This window comes from Streptococcus sp. GMD4S, assembly GCF_000296955.1.
Genome location: NZ_AJRE01000036.1, coordinates 21,312 through 40,439 on the forward strand (window position 1 = coordinate 21,312; position 19,128 = coordinate 40,439).

Sequence of the window (19,128 nt, forward strand, 5' to 3'; positions counted from 1 at the left end):
GGCCATGCCTATTTTGGGGACTTACTTAGGGGATTAAGTAGGTCCTTTTTCTATTTCTTGCTAGAAACTCTAGACAAGCAAATGAAGCATCTTTTAGACTTTAGGAGGTCTTATGAAATTATTAGAAGAGCGCATCCTTGAGGATGGGCATATCTTGGGTGACAACATCCTCAAGGTGGATTCCTTTTTAACCCACCAAGTTGACTTTAGCTTGATGCGAGAGATTGGTAAGGTTTTTGCGGAAAAATTCGCTTCTGCTGGCATTACCAAGGTCGTGACCATTGAAGCGTCAGGCATTGCCCCAGCCGTTTTTACAGCGGAAGCCTTGAATGTGCCCATGATTTTCGCCAAGAAAGCTAAAAACATCACCATGAACGAAGGCATCTTAACCGCCCAAGTCTACTCCTTTACCAAGCAGGTGACCAGCACCGTTTCTATCGCTGGAAAATTCCTCTCACCAGAGGACAAGGTCTTGATTATCGATGATTTCCTAGCAAATGGACAAGCTGCCAAAGGCTTGATCCAAATCATCGAACAAGCTGGAGCAAAAGTTGAAGCGATTGGTATCGTGATTGAAAAATCCTTCCAAGACGGTCGTGATTTGCTTGAAAAAGCAGGTTACCCTGTCCTATCACTTGCTCGTTTGGATCGTTTTGAAAATGGTCAGGTCGTATTTAAGGAGGCAGATCTCTAATGCAAAAACAAGAAAAACACTCGCAAGCAGCCATTCTTGGCTTGCAGCACTTATTAGCCATGTACTCAGGATCTATCCTGGTTCCCATCATGATTGCGACAGCCCTTGGCTATTCAGCTGAGCAGTTGACCTACCTGATTTCTACAGATATCTTCATGTGTGGGGTGGCAACCTTCCTCCAACTCCAACTCAACAAATACTTTGGGATTGGACTACCAGTCGTTCTCGGAGTTGCCTTCCAATCTGTCGCTCCCTTGATTATGATTGGCCAAAGCCATGGTAGTGGTGCTATGTTTGGTGCCCTTATCGCATCAGGGATTTACGTAGTTCTTGTTTCAGGCATTTTCTCAAAAGTAGCCAATCTCTTCCCATCTATCGTAACAGGCTCTGTCATTACCACAATTGGATTGACCCTGATTCCTGTCGCTATTGGAAATATGGGAAATAACGTCCCAGAGCCAACCGGTCAAAGTCTCTTGCTTGCAGCCATCACTGTTCTGATCATCCTCTTGATCAACATCTTTACCAAAGGATTTATCAAGTCTATCTCCATTTTGATTGGGTTGGTTGTTGGAACTGCCATTGCTGCTACCATGGGCTTGGTTGATTTCTCCCCTGTTGCAGCAGCACCGCTTGTCCATGTCCCAACTCCCCTCTACTTTGGGGTGCCAACCTTTGAAATCTCCTCTATTGTCATGATGTGTATCATCGCAACGGTGTCTATGGTTGAATCGACTGGTGTTTACCTAGCCTTGTCTGATATCACGAAAGACCCAATCGACAGCACGCGCCTGCGCAACGGTTACCGTGCAGAAGGTTTAGCCGTCCTTCTCGGAGGAATTTTTAACACCTTCCCTTATACAGGATTTTCACAAAACGTTGGGTTGGTTAAATTGTCAGGTATCAAGACTCGCCTGCCAATCTACTACGCGGCTGGTTTCCTAGTCCTCCTTGGACTCCTTCCTAAGTTTGGTGCCCTCGCCCAAATCATTCCAAGCCCTGTCCTTGGAGGGGCCATGCTAGTGATGTTTGGCTTTGTTTCCCTTCAAGGGATGCAAATCCTTGCTCGTGTTGACTTTGCTAACAATGAACACAACTTCCTTATCGCAGCAGTTTCAATCGCTGCAGGTGTCGGACTCAACAACAGTAATCTCTTTGTCAGCATGCCGACAGCCTTCCAAATGTTCTTCTCAAACGGAATCGTCGTAGCCAGCCTACTCGCCATTGTACTCAATGCTGTATTAAATCATAAAAAGAAATAAGAAAAAGAGGTGTACGCCTCTTTTTTATGTTATATCCTTACCTGTCTGTCTTCTGACCGTTGGCCTGTGACAAACATGGTAAATGTTGCCTTGCAGACATTTCTGCCTTCTTGATTGGTGATATCGACATCCACTACACAGGTTGTGCGACCTTGATGGACGCATTCTCCTTTAATGGTCAACACGTCGTCAAGTTTTCCTGCCTTGAGGTAGTTGATAGAGGATTGAAGTGTCACCCCATCAAGCCCCAGCGAGATAACCACCAAACCACTGATTTGGTCACAAAGGGTGAAGAGATAGCCACCATGGGCATTGCCATAGTAGTTGAGCGACGAGTCCACTACTTTGGTCGTCACCTCAACATGACCATCTCTCATTTGTTCAATTTCGTAATTTTCAAAAGCAGATATAGCGTCAAAATGAAAATCTTTCATCGTTTCCTCCTGATATTTCAAACGACACTATGATACTACTTTTTATAGGACTGTGCAAGGAGAAAGCTCCTAGTCTGACAAAATTCCGACCTGCTCTACAAAGCGCATAAAGGCTACCTGTCCTTGCTCCGTCTGCTTGTAAACTCCTGCATCCTCCAGAACACGTGCAAAGATGGCACCTACAGAGTCCTTGACGATTTCAAGGGCTTTTTCTTTATCTTTTAGGTCTGGATATTGGGCTTTGAGTTCGTCTGCCCATTTCTGATGATAATCGGCAACCGTAACAGCTTCTCCTACAAGATAGCTAGCGACTTGCTCCACTTCTTCTTTCAGACGTGGTGGCAAGATTGCCAAGCCCATGACCTCAATCAAGCCGATATTTTCCTTCTTGATATGTTGGACATCCTTGTGGGGATGATAGATGCCATCAGGATGCTCTGCCGATGTCTGATTGTCTCGTAAGACCAAGTCCAACTCAAACTGTCCATCGCGTTTACGGGCAATCGGTGTGATGGTATGGTGTGGTGTGCCATTACTTTCTGCCAAGACTTGCACACTTGGATCTGAATACTGACGCCATTCTCGCAAAATCTTGTCAGCTAAGTTGATCAATTCCTCTTTGGAATCCGAAGTCAAACGTAGGACTGACATAGGCCACTTGACAATCCCAGCCTTGACCTGTTCAAAACCAGCAAAAGAGAAAGTCTTTTGCAAGGGAGCCAATTCCATAGGAAATACGTGACGACCTCCCTGATAGTGGTCATGGGTGAGAATAGAGCCCCCCACGATTGGCAAGTCGGCATTAGAGCCCGCAAAATAGCCTGGAAACTGCTCTACGATAGCTAGCAGGCGCTCAAAACTCTGACGACTAATGGCCATGGGACGATGCTGGCCGTCTAAGAAAATACAGTGCTCATTAAAATAAGCATAGGGCGAATACTGGAAGCCCCACTCCTGACCCGCCATTTCAAAACGGATAATGCGGTGATTGCTGCGAGCTGGATGGTTAACCCGACCATGGTAGCCTTCGTTCTCTAGACAGAGCTGACACTGGGGATAATTGCTAGCTTGCACCAACTTGGCTGCCGCAATCTCCTTTGGATCCTTTTCAGGCTTAGAGAGGTTGATGGTAATCTCAAGTTCTCCGTAGTCAGATGCTACACGATAAGCAATATTTTTAGCAATGGCCTTGAGCTTGATGTAGTCGTTTTTCTGGCTGAGCTGGTAAAAATCCCCTATCGCCTGCTCAGGAGATTGGGCATAAGTTGCCCAGAAATCACGATTGACCTGACTTGGACAAGGGGTTACCAAGTCCATCAGTTCAGCACCTAGGATTTCACGTGCAGTCTGACTATCCTCAATCGTCTCTAATCGAACCGCCTCCTCGACCAGCTGGTCCTTGAGGTCAATCAACTCATCCAGATCAGTCTCAACTTCCAAAGCACCTTCTCCCACTCGAACCAAAACACGATTGGTCAAGTAGATTCGATCCATTTCCTCAAATGAACTTTCAGAAATGATATGTGTTATAAATTTATCTACTAAGGTCACTATAGAGCCTCCTTTTGACTAATCAAGGACGCGAGTGCCACCTGCAACTTCAGCGATATAGAAGCTTGGAGCGTATCCAACTACTTCCTCATAGTGCTTGCCAACAGCTGCTTTAAAGGCCTCAACAGCATCTTTTTGCACCAAAGCAATGGCACAGCCACCAAAACCTGCTCCTGTCATACGAGCACCGAGAACACCTTCTTGATCCCAAGCTGTGTGGACAAGGGTATCCAATTCCAAGCCAGTTACTTCATAATCATACTCAAGAGAAACGTGTGACGCATTCATCAAGCGACCAAATGTTTCCAAATCACCTGCTTGAAGGGCTGCTTGAGCTTTAAGGGTACGTTGGTTTTCAAGCACAGCATGGCGAGCTCGTTTCAAACGATTTTCGTCTTTAATCAGGTAGCTGTATTGGTCAAAGGCCCACTCATCCAATTCACCCAAGGTCTGAATATCCAAGGCAACTTGCAATTCTTCCACAGCTTTTTCACACTCGGCACGGCGCTCATTGTATTTAGAGTCCGCTAGTTCACGGCGTTTGTTGGTGTTCATGATAACAACGACATTGTCTTTTAAATCAAGTGGCACCAAGTCGTATTCTAGAGTGTTGGTATCTAGGTAAATAGCACGTTGGTCTGCACCCATACCGATAGCAAACTGGTCCATGATACCAGAGTTGACTCCGATAAAGTTGTTTTCTGTTTGTTTTCCAATTTTAACCAAATCCAAACGGTCTAGTTTTAAATCAAAGAGATGCTCTGCCACAACCCCTGTCAAGAGTTCCAAGGATGCTGATGAAGACAAGCCAGCACCATTTGGGATATTCCCAAAGACATAAAAATCAAAACCTTTGTCAATGACATGTCCAGCTTCTTGCAAGAAATGAAGGACACCTTTTGGATAATTGGTCCAGTTATGCTCTTTTTCAAATTTGAGGTCAGCAAGAGGCACTTCGATAATGCCCTTGTCCTCAAAGTTGGCTGAGTAGAAACGCAAAACTTGATCGTCACGCTTGCGAGCCGCCCCATAAGTTCCCAAGGAAATCGCAGCAGGAAAAACGTGACCGCCATTGTAGTCCGTGTGTTCACCAATTAGATTGATGCGGCCAGGTGAAAAGAAGGTTTGGTCTGCTTCTTGACCAAAAACGGCAAGAAAGTCTTTGCGAAGGGCTTCAGTAGTAAGATCTTGTGTCATATAAATTCTCCTTTGACTATCCGTTAAGTCACCTTAACGTGTAATCGTTTTCTTCTATTGTATCCAAGGGATTTACCAAGGTCAATCCTTTTTACTAAACTTTTACTAAACTATCGGTAAAAAGAAGAAAAATATGATATACTAACCTAAAAGGAGGAGGATTTATGGCTACCTTAAAAGACATCGCACAGCTAGCCTCTGTCTCTATTGCGACCGTATCTCGTGTCCTCAATCGCGACCAGAGTCTATCTGTTACAGAAGAAACCAGACACCGTATATTAACCGTCGCGGAAGAGCTGGGCTATACCAAGCACCTCAAGACAGGCGAATCCCACAAACCCAAACAAAAAATTGCCATTATCCAATGGGTCAGCGAACAAGGGGAGTTGGACGACCTCTACTACTACCAGATTCGTCTCGGTATTGAAAAAAGAGCCCAAGAGTTGGACTATGATATCTTGCGCTATTTTAATGACCATCCTTTTACACTGAGCGAGGAAGTGATTGGCATTCTCTGCATCGGAAAATTTAGCCGATCTCAGATTGCTGCCTTTGAAGAATACCAAAAACCTTTAGTCTTTATAGACAGCGACACCCTCTCACTAGGTCATACCTGTATTATTACTGACTTTTACACTGCTGTGAAACAAGTTGTAGACCATTTCCTCAGTCAAGGGATGAACCGTATCGGAATTCTCACAGGCCTTGAGGAAACAACCGACCAGGAAGAAATTATCCAGGATAAGCGGCTAGAGAATTTCAAAGACATTACCCAAGCAAATGGTATCTACCATGAAGAACTGGTCTTTCAGGGGAGCTTTACTGCCCAGTCTGGCTATGACTTGATGAAGGAGGCCATTCACAAGCTAGGAGAACAACTCCCACCAGCCTTTTTCGCTGCTAGCGATAGTTTAGCCATCGGCGCCCTCCGTGCCCTTCAAGAAGCTGGAATTAGCCTACCAGACCGCGTCAGTCTCATTTCTTTTAACGACACTAGCCTGACCAAGCAGGTCTATCCTCCCCTCTCCAGTATCACTGTCTATACCGAGGAAATGGGCCGAGCAGGTATGGATATTCTTAATAAGGAAGTTCTCCATGGTCGGAAAATTCCTAGCCTGACTATGCTGGGAACCAGACTGACTTTGAGAGAAAGTACGCTGCCATAACTCAACAAATATACCAACGCAAAAAATCCTAATAGAGAGTCTCAATTCTCCATTAGGATTTTCATTGTTAATCCATCACAATCATAGACTTAATGGTCTTGCGTTCATCCATATCTTTATAAGCCTGGTCGATATCTTCCAGTTTATAACTTGAAGTAAAGACGCGACCTGGATTGATGTCTCCATCAAGAACCGCTTTTAACAAAACTTGTTTGTCATAAGTAGTAACTGAGGCTGCTCCACCTGCCACTGAAATATTTTGGGCAAATGTAGAACCGAGCGCACAGTTATTGTAATGAGGAACACCAACGAATCCTAAACGTCCACCATTGTGAAGAACCCCAAGGGCTTGATCTACGGCTGCTTCAGTCCCAACACATTCAAGGGCTGCATCTGCTCCACCACCAAGGATTTCACGGACTTTGGCAATTCCCTCTTCGCCACGTTCAGCCACAACAGCTGTCGCACCTGATTCCAAGGCCATCTTTTGGCGATCTTCATGACGACTCATAAGGACAATCTGCGACGCTCCACGCATCTTAGCTGAAATAACAGCACATTGGCCAACAGCCCCATCCCCGATAACGACAACCTTATCCCCTTTTTGAACATTAGCAACACGCGCTGCATGGTAACCGGTCGGCATGACATCAGCCAGTGTCAAAAGTGACTTGAGCATACCTTCTGTGTAGTCAGAAGGTTGTCCAGGGATTTTAACCAGCGCCCAGTTTGCATAGTGAAAACGAATATATTCCGCCTGAAAATCGCCTCCCAAGTTATTACCAACATGATTGTCGCAAGAACCGTCAAAGCCAGCAAGACAGGCATCACACTCCCCACAGCCATGGGTAAAAGGGACAATGACAAAATCACCTGGTTTCACCGTCATAATGGCTTCCCCAGTTTCTTCGACAATCCCAATCGCTTCGTGTCCACTATTTTTGTGTCCAGCTTTCGTTTCTGGATTACGGTACCTCCATAAATCTGAACCACAAACGCACGCACGAACTACACGAATAATCACATCATCCGCTTCTATTATTTGCGGACGTTCAATACTAGCAAGACCAACCTGACCTGCCTTTGTATATACTGCTGATTTCATTTAAAATTTTCCTTCCTTGTAAAGTTTAATTTTGTGATTTAAGCGATTTAAAGCCGTCTGTAAATGAGACAAGCGCTTCTCTAATTTTTTCTTTTCGTCTTCTAAAATACCAAGCCTTTCCTCTCTCGTTTCATCCCCCTTTTGGTAAAGCGACATATAGTCAACTAAACTGTCTACAGAGACACCCGCCGAACGAAAACACTTAATAAATTCCAGAGCTTCTATATCCTGATCTTGAAAGTCACGAATTCCAGTCGCGGTTCGAGTAATCGGTGGCACAAGACCAACTCGCTCATAATACCGAATCGTATCCGCTGAAATTCCCAATAAGTCGCTGGCAGATTTAATATTCATATACTAGCCTCCTTTCATTTCCTTCACTGAATTTAAGCAACTATAACTCATTCATCTTATTATACAACTTTGAGTTGACTCCAAGTCAAACATTTTGCATCTAATAGAAAAATTTTTTTAATTACCAAACAACTAAGTAAAGTTTATACAGAGCCTTATAGGATCAAACTTTTAAGATATTTAAACAGGAAAGAAAATACTCTATTTCAAATAACATAGGGGCTTAATCATTCTTTACTTTTTACTAATGATGCCCCTGCTTCTGCTCTAACTCTCTCACCCTCCGCCTATGTTGCGCATGATTGCTTTGACTGATATCTACTTCAATAGTGATATTCTGCACGCCTCTTTCTTCTAAACATTGACGCACCACTTCTTTGGTTTCCATCATCTGTTCCCAGTCCTTGATACAAATGTGGACAATAGCATTGTTCTCTAGACCGTCCATGGACCAAATGCTAAGTTGATTGACACTTTTGACATTGGGTAGAGCCTCTAAATCCTTCTCCAAATCACTGGTCTCGACTCCTTCTGGCACAGCATCTAGGAAAATCTTCAGTGCGCTCCAAAAGCGAGGAATGGCTTTCGACAGAATAAAGATGGAAATAACCAGCGATAAAAGCGGATCAAGGATATACCAATCTGTAAATCGGAGGATAATCGCCATTAGGATGACGGCCAACCAACCAAGAGTGTCTTCCAAAAAATGCAAGCTAAGAATTGACTCGTTCTTTGTCTTTCCTTTACGAACTACCAGACTTGCTAGTACATTGATAGCTACTGCAATGATTCCCAGCCAGAGGATGCCATTCTCATTAACGGGTTGCGGATGAGCAATCTTCGTGATATTTTCCAAAATCACTAGGACAGACCCTATCATAAGAATCACAGACGTTAGCATGGCTCCTAAAAGACTAAAACGTTTGTAACCCAAGGTGTACTGTCTATCTTCTTCACGGTTTGAAATTGTTTCTAAAAGGGCTGAGATGCCAATGGCTATAGCATCTCCCAGGTCATGAACAGAATCAGCAAGAACGGCACTCGAACCAAAGATTCCTCCTGCGATAAACTCAACAATCGCATAGCTTAAATTTAAGAAAAAAGCTAACCAGATAGATGTTTTAGAACTCATTTCTCTCCCTCCTTTGGTATAATGGGTATATACATACTTCTTTCATTTGTATTATCTAATAAAATTCAAAGAAAGGATAGAAGCAAACTGTCAGTCCTATTCAGTTCTGAACAGTTTGTCTCAAGTGTCTATATGCCAAAAAGAGACCGTCGAGTCAGCAAGACGAAAAAAGCCATCTATCAAGCTTTTTTACAACTTTTGAACGACAAGGGCTATGATGCCACTACTGTTCAGGATATCATTGACCTAGCAGATGTTGGACGTTCTACTTTTTACTGTCACTATGAAAGCAAGGAACTCCTTTTAGATGAGCTCTGTCGCTACCTCTTTCATCATCTCTTTGAAAGGGAAGGACACTTTACTACCGAGGACTACCTCGCACATATCTTTTTACATTTTCAGAAAAACCAGGACCATGTCACCAGTCTCCTTTTTTCTAAAAACGACTACTTCCTCCGCCAACTACACAAGGAACTCGAACACCACGTTTATCCCATGGTGGCGGGTGACTTGCAAGAGGCCTATCCAAACATTCCGGCCTCCTACCTCCAGCATTTTGTTGTGACGAACTTTATCGAGACCCTAACTTGGTGGCTAAAAAAAGGAAAATCTTATACCGAAGACCAAGTGGTGAGATTTTACCTTGATGTAATGGAGATGACCTCTACAACTCCACTTGATAACTAAGCCTGTAACTCAGAAAGGAACCAACTATGTTAACTTCGATGATTCTAGGAATACTAACAATTGTACTAGCTCTCGCCTTCTCATTGCTTCACCTTGCTGCTGCTTTTTCAGCCATGAAACAAAAGAACTACAGTCTAGGAAATAAATGCATTTTGGTTGGCAGTTGCCTCACCTCTCTGGCTCTAGCCATCTTTTACTTCGTCCCACTTGCAACCATTCTTCTATGGATTGTGGGCTCAAGTATCGTCTGCTATGGAGCCTACTGGAACGGGCAACAGAAAGAACACCAACATATATCGCACCACATCGTTCGTATAACGAGCGCTATTATCATTACGGTATTATTCATTTTGCTCTAACACAAAAAAGGATCAGATGATCCTTTTTTACTTTTTAAGCACTCTTTGCGGCCTTGCTCCACTGATACCAACCAACTAGACTATTGATCAAGTAAATCAGGTATTTCCCTTGGATTTGCAGGCTTTCTCCCCACCAGAGATAGATAGAAAAGACATTGGTAGCTGCCCAGAATATCCATTGTTCACGGTAAACAGCTGTCATGAGGATTTGCCCCACCCCGTTGGTCGCATCGGTGATGGAATCGCGATAAGGACGATTGGCTCCGATAGACTGATAAATGAACCCAAATACCAACCACCAGAAAACACTAATAGAAAGATACTTGGTCCAACCCTTACCGTCCAGTTTACGCGCGACAAACTCCTGCTTTTCCTTTTTAAACTGTGCCTGGTAGATCCAAACTAGAAGTCCAATTGGCTGCATGGCCGTGAAGTAGAGTGTCGTTAGCACCTCACCATAAAAGCCTTTCTGCAAAGCCAAGATAAGGTAAATAACAGAGTTAATCAAACCAAAAAGGTAATTACTTGCTCGACCTTCCGATACAAAGATAACACAGATAATCCCTGTCAAGCTACAAATCATCCCAACCCAGTCAACAATGCGGTGTTCATAAATCAACTCCAGCCAGATTGGAAAACTTCCTAAAACCAGCAGGTAAAGCCACTGAGCAAAACTACGATGGGCAAAGAGGTCATTCCAGATAGCCTTCATGGTTCCTGAAAATCCCAAATCAGCCATAGCAGCAACCATACGGCGGTAGCCACCAGACATTTCACCAAGAGTAATTTTGATATTCTTGAGTTTTGTTTGCAAATAAGTCGTCATATTTTCTCCTTTTGTTTTTAAAGAGCCGTGTCTGGATAGACTTTCGGACGCAACGCTCTATTATATATCTACTGAACTGTCTATACACAAGATTTCCATCCTTAGTCGACATGAGTTGGAAATCCTTATTTGTTAAGTAGTTCACAACACATTATACACCTATTCTCTGAATAGTCAAGTGTATTTACAGTAAAATATTGGAAAATCCTGAAAATTTCCTCTTATACTCTTCGAAAATCAAATTCAAACCACGTCAGCGTCACCTTACCGTACTCAAGTACAGTCTGCGGCTAGCTTCCTAGTTTGCTCTTTGATTTTCATTGAGTATTATTTTCCATTTTGAAAGACATTCAGTAACTCTAATATCAAAAAAGCCCAGACGACATTGTCTGAGCATTCTTTTATCTAGTTGTTTAAGGGAGTTGAGTTCAGTATGTTTAAAGTCTCTGCCCCATCATTTCTTCAACAAGCCTTGTTCTTGTAGAAATTCTTTGGCTACTTGTTCTGCTGACTTGCCTTCAACACCGACTTGGTAGTTGAGCTGGCTCATCTGGCTTTCCGTGATTTTACCTGCTAGTTTATTGAGAACTGGCTCCAACTCAGGATGTTTCTTGAGAAGAGCTTCTTTCATGAGTGGGGCCCCTTGATAAGGTGGGAAGAGTTGCTTGTCATCTTCCAAGATCTGCAAATCATAACGCGCCAATTCTGCATCTGTCGAATAGGCATCTGTGATTTGAATATCGCCTGACTGAATTGCCTGATAGCGAAGAGCTGGCTCCATGGTCGCTACGTTGAGATTGAGACCATACATTGATTGCAAGCCCTTATTTCCATCCTCACGATCATTAAACTCGAGAGTAAAACCGGCCTTCAGCTGCCCTTCCACTTTTTTCAAGTCCGAAATGGTCTTCAAGCCATGTTCTTGAGCAATTTTTTTCGGAACAGCTACAGCGTAGGTATTTTGATAAGACATAGGTTTTAGATAGGCCAGATGATCCTGTTTGGCAATGCCATCACGCGCCACCTGATAAACCTGATCTGGCTCATGACCTACCTTGGGTGATGGCTGAAGCAAACTTTCAGTCACCGTACCAGTAAATTCAGGATAGATATCAATATCCCCTTTTTTCAGAGCTTCATAGAGGAAACTTGTTTTCCCAAAATTCGGTTTAACAGTCGCAGTCATACTGGTATTTTCTTCAATCAGCAGCTTATACATATTGGCCAAAATTTCTGGTTCTGGACCCAATTTCCCAGCAATCACCAAGTTTTCTTTCTCTTTTTGAGCCAAGAGGGCTGGACTATAAGACAGACCAAGCAATATGGTCACCAAGGCAAAACCAGAGAAAATCTTCCGCAATTTTGCTTTTTCCATCACTTTTAGCAGGAAGTTAAAGGCAATAGCCAGCACTGCAGAAGAAAGGGCCCCAATCAAAATCAGACTGGTATTATTGCGGTCAATTCCCAAAAGGATAAAGGAACCCAGTCCCCCTGCACCAATCAAGGCAGCCAAGGTCGCCGTACCAATGATCAAGACCGCTGCCGTCCGAATCCCAGACATAATGACAGGCATGGCAAGTGGAATTTCAAACTTCTTGAAACGCTCCCATCTAGTCATCCCAAAGGCAATCCCAGCCTCTTGTAGACTTGGATCAATTCCCTTTAGCCCAGTGATGGTATTTTGCAAAATTGGGAAAATCGCATAAATCACTAGTGCTGTCAAAGCAGGCAAGGTCCCAATTCCCATCAAGGGAATAAAGAGTCCCAACAAGGCCAGAGACGGGATAGTCTGGAAAATTCCTGCAATCTGCAAGACCCAGTCCGCCATCTTTTCATGATAACGAAGATAAACAGCCAAAGGAATCGCGATAAAAATAGCTAGTAACAAGGTTAAAAGTGACAACTGCAAATGTTGAGATAGAGCTGTTACCCAATCACCAAAACGATCCTGAAAAGTTGATATCAAATTAGTCATGAACACTACCTCCAAACAAGTCTGCTACAAAGTCCGTTGCAGGAGCTTTTAAAATGGTCTCAGGGTTCGCCACCTGACGAATCTCTCCGTCCTGCAAGACAGCAATACGGTCACCTAATTTCAAAGCTTCATCCGTATCATGGGTCACAAAAATCGTTGTCATCCCAAACTCTTTATGCAATTCTTTCGTCAAAACCTGCAACTGTTTTCTCGAAATGGCATCCAAGGCTGAAAAAGGTTCATCCATAAGCAAAATCTTAGGCTGACCAATCATAGCACGAACAATACCAACCCGTTGCTGTTCTCCGCCAGATAGTTCACTAGGAAGTCGATGTCCATACTCAGCCACTGGTAAACCAACTTTAGCCAAAAGCTCTTCTGTTTTCTGAGCAATTTCTTCCTTGCTCCAGCCCTTCATCTCAGGAATGAGGGCAATATTTTCCGCAACCGTTAGATTGGGAAAAAGAGCAATGGCCTGTAAAACATAACCAGTAGAAAGACGAAGTTCCCGCTCATCATAGTCTTTGATGCGCTTGCCATCCATATAAATATTTCCATCAGTTGGTTCCAAAAGACGGTTAATCATCTTGATCATGGTTGTCTTACCAGATCCAGATGGACCAACTAAAACCATGAACTCCCCATTCTCAATCCGTAAATTGACATCTCTCAAAACATCTTTTTCTGTGTAGCGTAGCGCTACATTTTTGTATTCAATCATTCTTTGTCCTCAATTTAAAATTTTCCTCGGTTTGTCAAGTTACCAAACTTTTAATAACTAATTTACCCCATTCTAAACCTCATTTTCCTGCTCTTTCAGATTAGCCAAAATTCTTTCTTGAAAACCTTCAAACTGACGAATTTCTTCCTCTGAAAATCCTTTGTAACAGATAGTATCCAATCTCTGACTGACACGTTGCCCAACTTCTTTCTGGGACTTGCCCAACTCTGTTAAAACTAAATACTTCTTACGCTTATCTTCTCCACACGGACTGACAGTTATAAGATTTTGCTCCTCTAACTTTTTTATCATAGTCGTCAACGTATTATTAGCAAGCCCAGTCGCAAGCGCAATATCTGTCGCAGTTGCACAGCCCGTCTTACTATTCCATAAAACCGCTAAAATCTTTCCCTGCTCACTCCGATAAAGAGAGTCAGGGTCTTGTCTCAGTAACTTTTGAAAAAGCCGCCCATTCAACAAACGAATATGATGGGCTACCAAATGACAATATTTCATGAAACCTCCAATTTATTTCTATATCGATACGAATAAAAAACATTATAATACTTATTATTCCAATTGTCAACTATTTCGATTTAGAACTAATTTTTCTCAGTAAAAAATCTCCTACTCAAGGTAGAAGATTTCAATCTTATAAACTTAATCCGTCATGTCTGATACCAAGGTTCGACGCTCCAATGGAATACTGCACATAACTAACAAGAAAATGAAACCTGACTGAATCCAGAAAAGGGCCAAGTCAAAGATTCCATGCACAGCAACCACTGTAAGGAAAGATAGATAAAGACCGATAATTGGACGTTTCCCCGACTCCTGACTCATATCCATCATCAAACGAACAGGAGCAACAGAAGACAAAGCTAATAAAATGGTTCCCACAATTCCGTAACTCAGAATCGTATCAATATAAAGGCTGTGAGCATGTTCATGATAAGGAGCATTTATCCGAGGATAAGAGTGCATATAGGTCAATGGCCCCTCCCCCCAAAAAGGATTTTGCTTAAACAAGGCCATCCCAGCATCCCAGATAGAAATGCGTTCTTCCATAGAGGAATCTAAAGTCCCCATCCGAACTCCCAAATCACTAGAAAAAAGGAAACTCAAGCCAATCGCAAAGACCCCGATACTAAGCCAAAAGGCCTTCCAGTTTTTAATGGTTGTAAAGAGATAAATGATGGCTCCAGCGATAATAGCAGGAAAGGCAGTTCGATTTTGAGTAAAGTTCAATCCAAAGAGATTAACAAAGCCTGCAATCACACAGAATACCTTCAACCAATTCAACTTGGTCGTTGTAAAGAGATAGAAGGCAATCATGATACAGAAACAACAAATAATTCCATAGTAATTAGGATTAAAAAAGGTCACTTCTGCCCGATTCTGATGCCATACCTGCATATTGGGCGAAAGAAAGGCATAGTTAAATTTCTTTACAATTTGGAAATGCTCCAAAGTAGCAAAAGCCGCAGAGAGCACACTACCAAACAAGATTGTCTGCAGTATCAGTCGAAAGAAAGCATGTGTCAGACGTTTCTGGTAGAAACTAAAGAAAATGAGGAAGAGAAACATCAGTAAAGATGCAACCAATCCAAGCCAGTTCTTAGCGACGATAGAGATGATACTACTGTAGGCAATAAAAAAGAGAAGTACAGGATGTTTGGCTAATCCTTTGATAATTCCCTTCATCTCCCCAGTAACAAGTAAACCTATCAAATATAAAGCAAAGAGGGCTAAGAACAAATAAAAAGGTAAAAAGATACTTATGATCATCAAATACAAAAAGAAATCTTTTTTCGAAAGCCCTCTTATCTTATCCAGTAATCCAATTGATTTCAAAACGGATCCTTTCTGTTCTGGATTTCTCCAGAAGATAAATGCTAAACTATCTTTATATTCTACCATTTTTTCCGTCATTTGGGAACAATGAACACGTTTTCACAACAAAAAAACTCTTTCATTAATATAGCACTAGAACTGAATTTTTCTGCCGTTTTCCACTACTTGATAGGTCTGACTTTGTAAATCAATTTCTGCTACTGCTGTTACGGACTTGTCTTTATTTTGACGTTTGATTACAATGCTGTGAGCTGTTGGTGTTTCCACCTCTATAGTTCCTTCTAGATCAAAGGCCTCTGACCGATTACGGAAAGAAAATAGATTGAGAAGGGCCTTCACCACAGGACGTTGAACTTCTTCTGCTATTTCCTCATTGCTATAGTAATGACGATTAATATTTCGACCTTCTTTGGTTTCTTCTAACAATTTCAAGTCATTTTTTCCTGCTAATAGACCCACATAGTAAACCTGAGGAATGCCTGGAGCAAAAGCTTGAATCAGACGAGCTAGGAAATACTTGACATCATCATCTCCAAGCGCAGAATAGTAGGTTGAATTGATTTGGTAGATATCTAAATTGTTATACTCGGCACTAGAGTACTTCCGTTTGACATTCGCTCCAACCTTATAGAGCTCATTTGAAGCATAGTCAATTTCCTCATCGGTCAGGATATCTTTGACATCCACCACTCCAATTCCATCATGGGTATCTAGTGTCGTAAATTGCTTCATCGGGCTCATCTTCAACCACTTGGCCAAGCGCTCTGTTCTGGAACTGTAAAGAGTATAAAGAGTCACCATTGAAAGGGCAAAATCGTAAACATAGTAATCATGGTCCGCTATTTTAAACTGAATCGAATAGTGTTCATGAATCTCAGGTAAGAGCTCTGTCCCATACTCAGCAGCGATATCTCGAACTTTGTCCAATAAATCCCAAATATCTGGTTCCACAAAGAAATCATTGGTATCCAATTTCTTCACTGCATAAGCAAAGGCATCTAGACGAATCAAGTCACACCCGTTACTTGCTAGATGTTGAATCGTCTTACGGATGAATCTCATCGTTACTTCTTTGGTCACATCAAGATCAATCTGCTCCTCACCAAAGGTATTCCACAAATGTTCTACTGAACCATCTGCAAATACAATCTCTTGCTTTGGTGCACGATCCTTACGCTTGTAGATTAAATCTACGTCAGACTGTGTCGGACGGTTCTCTGGCCAAAACTTATCCCAGTTTAAAAAGAGATCTTTAAATTCACTGGCTTCATGTTTTTCTTGATAGTCCCTATAATACTTAGATTGACGAGAAATATGATTAATCATAAAGTCAAACATAAGATAATATTTCTCACCTAAACGCTTAACGTCCTCCCAATCACCAAAAGCTGAATCCACTTCATCATAGTCAACTGGCGCAAATCCACGATCACCTGTTGATGGGAAAAATGGTAGAAGGTGAACTCCCCCAATAGCATCGCCAAAATGTTCTTCCAAATTCTCATATAAGTCTTTAAGGTTATTTCCAAGACTATCTGAATAAGTAATCAACATAGTTTTATTTTGAATGGTCATAGATGTTCTCCTTTTTCTGATGAAAGCCAAGTCTTATATGACCTGGCTTCGTAAATGAAAGATATTTTTAGATTTTTGTTCGCTTCGAACTCGGACTAATATAGACTGCAAGCAACTAAATACGACTTTCTGTTTTCTACATAGAATTGCCAATAAGATGAACCGTTCCTTTGTATCTTAATTGAACACGCCCTAAGCTCTGTGTGAAAAAGATGAATCTTCCAAGAAGCCAAGGCTTCTTATTCAGATTCCCTATTTTCACTGTGAGCTTTTAACGGGCTTTGTATCTTGTTACTTCACTGCCCCGTTGCTCATTCCTGAAATGATATGTTTTTGGAAGATGAGGTAGACAATGGTTATCGTTACAATTCCCACAATATAAGATGCAAAGCTTGGGCCATAGTCATTGAAGTACTGACCTTGATAGTTGTATTGGAAGAGAGGCAAAGTCCACATCTTGGAATCCTTATTCAGAATCAAAAGTGGCAACATAAAGTCATTCCAGAACCAGAGGGCATTGATAATCAAAGTTGTCGCATGCATGGGCTTCAACATTGGAAAAATGATTCGACGATAAGTTGTAAAACGATCAGCCCCATCAATTTCTGCAGCTTCATCTAAACTATCTGGTATACTGATTTTAATATAACCAACATACAAGAAGAGAGTCTGTGGAATAGCATAAGTTAAGTAGAGTATTACTAGCCCCCACATATTCGCTAGACCGAGTTTACTCATCATAACTGTGATGGGAATCATAATCACCTGAAATGGAACAAATATCCCTAAGATCAAGAGCGAATACATAATTGCAAAGGCTTTTTTCTTGGACATATTTCGAGCAATGGAATAAGCTGCAGCTGGTATAAAGAAAGCCACTACAATCAATGATAACACCGTAATAACTGCTGAATTCCAGAAATAGCCTCCAATTCCATCCGAAATCAATCGTTCATAATTACTCAACGTAAAAGGATTGGGCAAACTAAAGAAATGATTCATGATATCCTTAGTTGTCTTGAAAGAACTAAATACTGTTACCAACAAAGGAACAAGTATAAGAATACCACCGACTATCAAGAGGACGTATTTCCAAAACTGATTCAATTTTTCTTCTTTTTTCATGTGTAGGACTCCTCTATTAGATTTCAAATTTCTTTGATAGCTTGATTTGGATCAGAGAAACAATTCCAATAATTAAGAATAAAATCAAGGCAATTGCATTCGCATATCCATATTGATTACTCTTGAAAGCATAGTTGTAGACTAAAAGTCCAAGAGACGTTGTAGCATTATTTGGACCACCACTCGTCAACGCAAAAATTTGGTCAAAGGCTGTCAAACCAGACTTAAGAGCCAAGATAAAAACCATTGAGATCGTTGGCAGTAAATAGGGCAATTCAATCTTCCAAAAAGTTTGTTTACTGGTTGCACCATCAATTGATGCTGCCTCTAAAATATCAGTTGGAATACTCTGAAGACCAGCAAGAAAGAGAATGATTGGCATAGCTACTCCTTGCCATAGAAGAACAAAAATAGTTGCCACTACCGCTCCGACAGGTGTCCCTAATAGACTCTCTTGTAAAAAACTAATTCCTAAAATTTTTCCAATCGTTGGAAGCCCATAGTTGAAGAATTGTTTAAAAATCAAGGAAACTGTCAAACCAGATAAAACAGCCGGGAAAAAGAACCAAGCTCTAAAGAAGGTCCGCCCCTTCATCTTAGAATTTAAGGCTCGTGCCACAACCATCCCAATCGTAATCTCTCCAATAATCAATGCCAGAGTTAAAATCAAAGTAAAGGATATGGCTGTGAAGAATTTCCCATCAATCATCAGTAATTTGTAGTTATTTAAACCAACAAATTTATAATTATAGGTCAATCCAGTCCAGTTAGTCAAACTATAGAAAGCACCTTGTACCATTGGAAAGTAAAAGAAGATAGCTTGTAAAGCAAGCGGGATGAGCAAAAATGTCCAACCCCAGTATTTATTTAAAAATTTTCGAATAGCCATATCATCTTAACTCCTATTCTAGTCCAAATCTGCCTTCATTGGATTAAAGAAAGCATTGAGATTGTTTGCCATATTTTTCAGATTTTTATCCATCAGGTAACCTGCACTTAGATTAAAAAAGTCTTCTTCAGAGTTCCAGCGTTGGCCCAACCAAACATAATGTTTGTCCGTAAAAGCCAGTTTAGAAATAGCTGCAAGCGCTGAATCTTCTTTTTCCTGTAT

The 19,128-nt window shown here is 41.7% G+C and carries 19 protein-coding genes and 1 pseudogene; 5 read left to right on the top strand and 15 right to left on the bottom strand.

What is annotated here, in order from left to right; genetic code table 11:
* The first annotated feature begins 112 nt into the window (after window positions 1-112).
* Both GMD4S_RS03420 and GMD4S_RS03425 read left to right on the top strand, forming a co-directional pair.
* Window positions 113-694 carry a xanthine phosphoribosyltransferase gene (locus GMD4S_RS03420; protein WP_000770385.1) on the top strand — a complete coding sequence of 194 codons (582 nt, stop codon included), beginning with the start codon at window positions 113-115 and terminating at the stop codon, window positions 692-694.
* Entirely contained in the window at window positions 694-1,956 is a 1,263-nt protein-coding gene (locus tag GMD4S_RS03425) for a nucleobase:cation symporter-2 family protein (RefSeq protein WP_001171643.1), read from the top strand. Before GMD4S_RS03420 ends, GMD4S_RS03425 begins: the two co-directional genes overlap by 1 nt.
* A gap of 29 nt (window positions 1,957-1,985) precedes the next feature.
* On the opposite strand, the gene GMD4S_RS03430 is transcribed toward GMD4S_RS03425, so the two are convergent.
* From GMD4S_RS03430 to GMD4S_RS03440, 3 genes are all read right to left on the bottom strand, one after another.
* Window positions 1,986-2,390 (bottom strand): PaaI family thioesterase, encoded by a 405-nt coding sequence (locus GMD4S_RS03430; protein WP_000651218.1) that lies wholly within the window; start codon window positions 2,388-2,390, stop codon window positions 1,986-1,988.
* A gap of 69 nt (window positions 2,391-2,459) precedes the next feature.
* Complete coding sequence (locus GMD4S_RS03435) at window positions 2,460-3,941, bottom strand: UDP-glucose--hexose-1-phosphate uridylyltransferase (RefSeq protein WP_000176965.1); 1,482 nt, start codon at window positions 3,939-3,941, stop codon at window positions 2,460-2,462.
* 18 nt (window positions 3,942-3,959) lie between these two features.
* Window positions 3,960-5,138 carry a galactokinase gene (locus GMD4S_RS03440; protein WP_000189885.1) on the bottom strand — a complete coding sequence of 393 codons (1,179 nt, stop codon included), beginning with the start codon at window positions 5,136-5,138 and terminating at the stop codon, window positions 3,960-3,962.
* A gap of 164 nt (window positions 5,139-5,302) precedes the next feature.
* Between GMD4S_RS03440 and galR the strand changes: the two genes are divergently transcribed.
* On the top strand, window positions 5,303-6,304 hold the full coding sequence (gene galR, locus GMD4S_RS03445; protein WP_000212534.1) for a DNA-binding transcriptional regulator GalR: 1,002 nt from the start codon (window positions 5,303-5,305) through the stop codon (window positions 6,302-6,304).
* 67 nt (window positions 6,305-6,371) lie between these two features.
* On the opposite strand, the gene GMD4S_RS03450 is transcribed toward galR, so the two are convergent.
* From GMD4S_RS03450 to GMD4S_RS03460, 3 genes are all read right to left on the bottom strand, one after another.
* On the bottom strand, window positions 6,372-7,409 hold the full coding sequence (locus GMD4S_RS03450) for a zinc-binding dehydrogenase (RefSeq protein WP_000833743.1): 1,038 nt from the start codon (window positions 7,407-7,409) through the stop codon (window positions 6,372-6,374).
* Window positions 7,410-7,763, bottom strand: coding sequence for a stress response transcriptional regulator NmlR (nmlR, locus tag GMD4S_RS03455; protein ID WP_001022627.1), 354 nt, complete (start codon window positions 7,761-7,763; stop codon window positions 7,410-7,412).
* A 244-nt stretch (window positions 7,764-8,007) separates the two neighbouring features.
* Window positions 8,008-8,895, bottom strand: a complete 888-nt coding sequence (locus GMD4S_RS03460; protein WP_000095933.1) for a cation diffusion facilitator family transporter — start codon at window positions 8,893-8,895, stop codon at window positions 8,008-8,010.
* A gap of 132 nt (window positions 8,896-9,027) precedes the next feature.
* Here GMD4S_RS03460 and GMD4S_RS03465 point away from each other — a divergent pair, with 132 nt between their 5' ends.
* Window positions 9,028-9,582 carry a TetR/AcrR family transcriptional regulator gene (locus GMD4S_RS03465; RefSeq protein WP_001126071.1) on the top strand — a complete coding sequence of 185 codons (555 nt, stop codon included), beginning with the start codon at window positions 9,028-9,030 and terminating at the stop codon, window positions 9,580-9,582.
* A gap of 26 nt (window positions 9,583-9,608) precedes the next feature.
* Window positions 9,609-9,941, top strand: a complete 333-nt coding sequence (locus GMD4S_RS03470; RefSeq protein WP_000958142.1) for a hypothetical protein — start codon at window positions 9,609-9,611, stop codon at window positions 9,939-9,941.
* 34 nt (window positions 9,942-9,975) lie between these two features.
* Here GMD4S_RS03470 and pnuC read toward each other — a convergent pair whose 3' ends face one another.
* From pnuC to GMD4S_RS13490, 9 genes and pseudogenes are all read right to left on the bottom strand, one after another.
* On the bottom strand, window positions 9,976-10,767 hold the full coding sequence (pnuC, locus tag GMD4S_RS03475; protein ID WP_000214770.1) for a nicotinamide riboside transporter PnuC: 792 nt from the start codon (window positions 10,765-10,767) through the stop codon (window positions 9,976-9,978).
* Window positions 10,768-11,221: 454 nt separating this feature from the next.
* Window positions 11,222-12,742, bottom strand: coding sequence for an ABC transporter permease/substrate-binding protein (locus GMD4S_RS03480; protein WP_000183016.1), 1,521 nt, complete (start codon window positions 12,740-12,742; stop codon window positions 11,222-11,224).
* A complete protein-coding gene (locus GMD4S_RS03485; RefSeq protein WP_000575225.1) occupies window positions 12,735-13,463 on the bottom strand; it encodes an ATP-binding cassette domain-containing protein in 729 nt (242 codons plus the stop codon). The genes GMD4S_RS03480 and GMD4S_RS03485 overlap by 8 nt, the downstream gene beginning before the upstream one ends.
* A 72-nt stretch (window positions 13,464-13,535) precedes the next feature.
* Entirely contained in the window at window positions 13,536-13,979 is a 444-nt protein-coding gene (locus GMD4S_RS03490) for a MarR family winged helix-turn-helix transcriptional regulator (protein ID WP_000872571.1), read from the bottom strand.
* Window positions 13,980-14,123: 144 nt separating this feature from the next.
* The gene (locus tag GMD4S_RS03495; RefSeq protein WP_008289123.1) at window positions 14,124-15,317 is read right to left on the bottom strand and encodes an O-antigen ligase family protein; all 1,194 of its coding nucleotides are present in this window, start codon (window positions 15,315-15,317) and stop codon (window positions 14,124-14,126) included.
* Window positions 15,318-15,449: 132 nt separating this feature from the next.
* Entirely contained in the window at window positions 15,450-16,892 is a 1,443-nt protein-coding gene (gtfA, locus tag GMD4S_RS03500; RefSeq protein ID WP_000155214.1) for a sucrose phosphorylase, read from the bottom strand.
* 291 nt (window positions 16,893-17,183) lie between these two features.
* Window positions 17,184-18,017 carry a carbohydrate ABC transporter permease gene (locus GMD4S_RS03505; RefSeq protein ID WP_000711267.1) on the bottom strand — a complete coding sequence of 278 codons (834 nt, stop codon included), beginning with the start codon at window positions 18,015-18,017 and terminating at the stop codon, window positions 17,184-17,186.
* A gap of 16 nt (window positions 18,018-18,033) precedes the next feature.
* Entirely contained in the window at window positions 18,034-18,906 is an 873-nt protein-coding gene (locus tag GMD4S_RS03510) for a carbohydrate ABC transporter permease (protein WP_001007695.1), read from the bottom strand.
* 18 nt (window positions 18,907-18,924) lie between these two features.
* Window positions 18,925-19,128, bottom strand: a pseudogene (locus tag GMD4S_RS13490) (sugar ABC transporter substrate-binding protein); the annotation flags it as partial.

Coding starts and splice junctions, on each gene's coding strand:
- GMD4S_RS03420 (WP_000770385.1), top strand. CDS start 113: ATGAAATTATTAGAAGAGCGCATCCTTGAGGATGGGCATATCTTGGGT.
- GMD4S_RS03450 (WP_000833743.1), bottom strand. CDS start 7,409: ATGAAATCAGCAGTATATACAAAGGCAGGTCAGGTTGGTCTTGCTAGT.
- GMD4S_RS03460 (WP_000095933.1), bottom strand. CDS start 8,895: ATGAGTTCTAAAACATCTATCTGGTTAGCTTTTTTCTTAAATTTAAGC.
- GMD4S_RS03425 (WP_001171643.1), top strand. CDS start 694: ATGCAAAAACAAGAAAAACACTCGCAAGCAGCCATTCTTGGCTTGCAG.
- GMD4S_RS03490 (WP_000872571.1), bottom strand. CDS start 13,979: ATGAAATATTGTCATTTGGTAGCCCATCATATTCGTTTGTTGAATGGG.
- GMD4S_RS03465 (WP_001126071.1), top strand. CDS start 9,028: ATGCCAAAAAGAGACCGTCGAGTCAGCAAGACGAAAAAAGCCATCTAT.
- GMD4S_RS03505 (WP_000711267.1), bottom strand. CDS start 18,017: ATGAAAAAAGAAGAAAAATTGAATCAGTTTTGGAAATACGTCCTCTTG.
- GMD4S_RS03510 (WP_001007695.1), bottom strand. CDS start 18,906: ATGGCTATTCGAAAATTTTTAAATAAATACTGGGGTTGGACATTTTTG.
- GMD4S_RS03430 (WP_000651218.1), bottom strand. CDS start 2,390: ATGAAAGATTTTCATTTTGACGCTATATCTGCTTTTGAAAATTACGAA.
- pnuC (WP_000214770.1), bottom strand. CDS start 10,767: ATGACGACTTATTTGCAAACAAAACTCAAGAATATCAAAATTACTCTT.
- GMD4S_RS03480 (WP_000183016.1), bottom strand. CDS start 12,742: ATGACTAATTTGATATCAACTTTTCAGGATCGTTTTGGTGATTGGGTA.
- GMD4S_RS03485 (WP_000575225.1), bottom strand. CDS start 13,463: ATGATTGAATACAAAAATGTAGCGCTACGCTACACAGAAAAAGATGTT.
- galR (WP_000212534.1), top strand. CDS start 5,303: ATGGCTACCTTAAAAGACATCGCACAGCTAGCCTCTGTCTCTATTGCG.
- gtfA (WP_000155214.1), bottom strand. CDS start 16,892: ATGACCATTCAAAATAAAACTATGTTGATTACTTATTCAGATAGTCTT.
- GMD4S_RS03440 (WP_000189885.1), bottom strand. CDS start 5,138: ATGACACAAGATCTTACTACTGAAGCCCTTCGCAAAGACTTTCTTGCC.
- nmlR (WP_001022627.1), bottom strand. CDS start 7,763: ATGAATATTAAATCTGCCAGCGACTTATTGGGAATTTCAGCGGATACG.
- GMD4S_RS03470 (WP_000958142.1), top strand. CDS start 9,609: ATGTTAACTTCGATGATTCTAGGAATACTAACAATTGTACTAGCTCTC.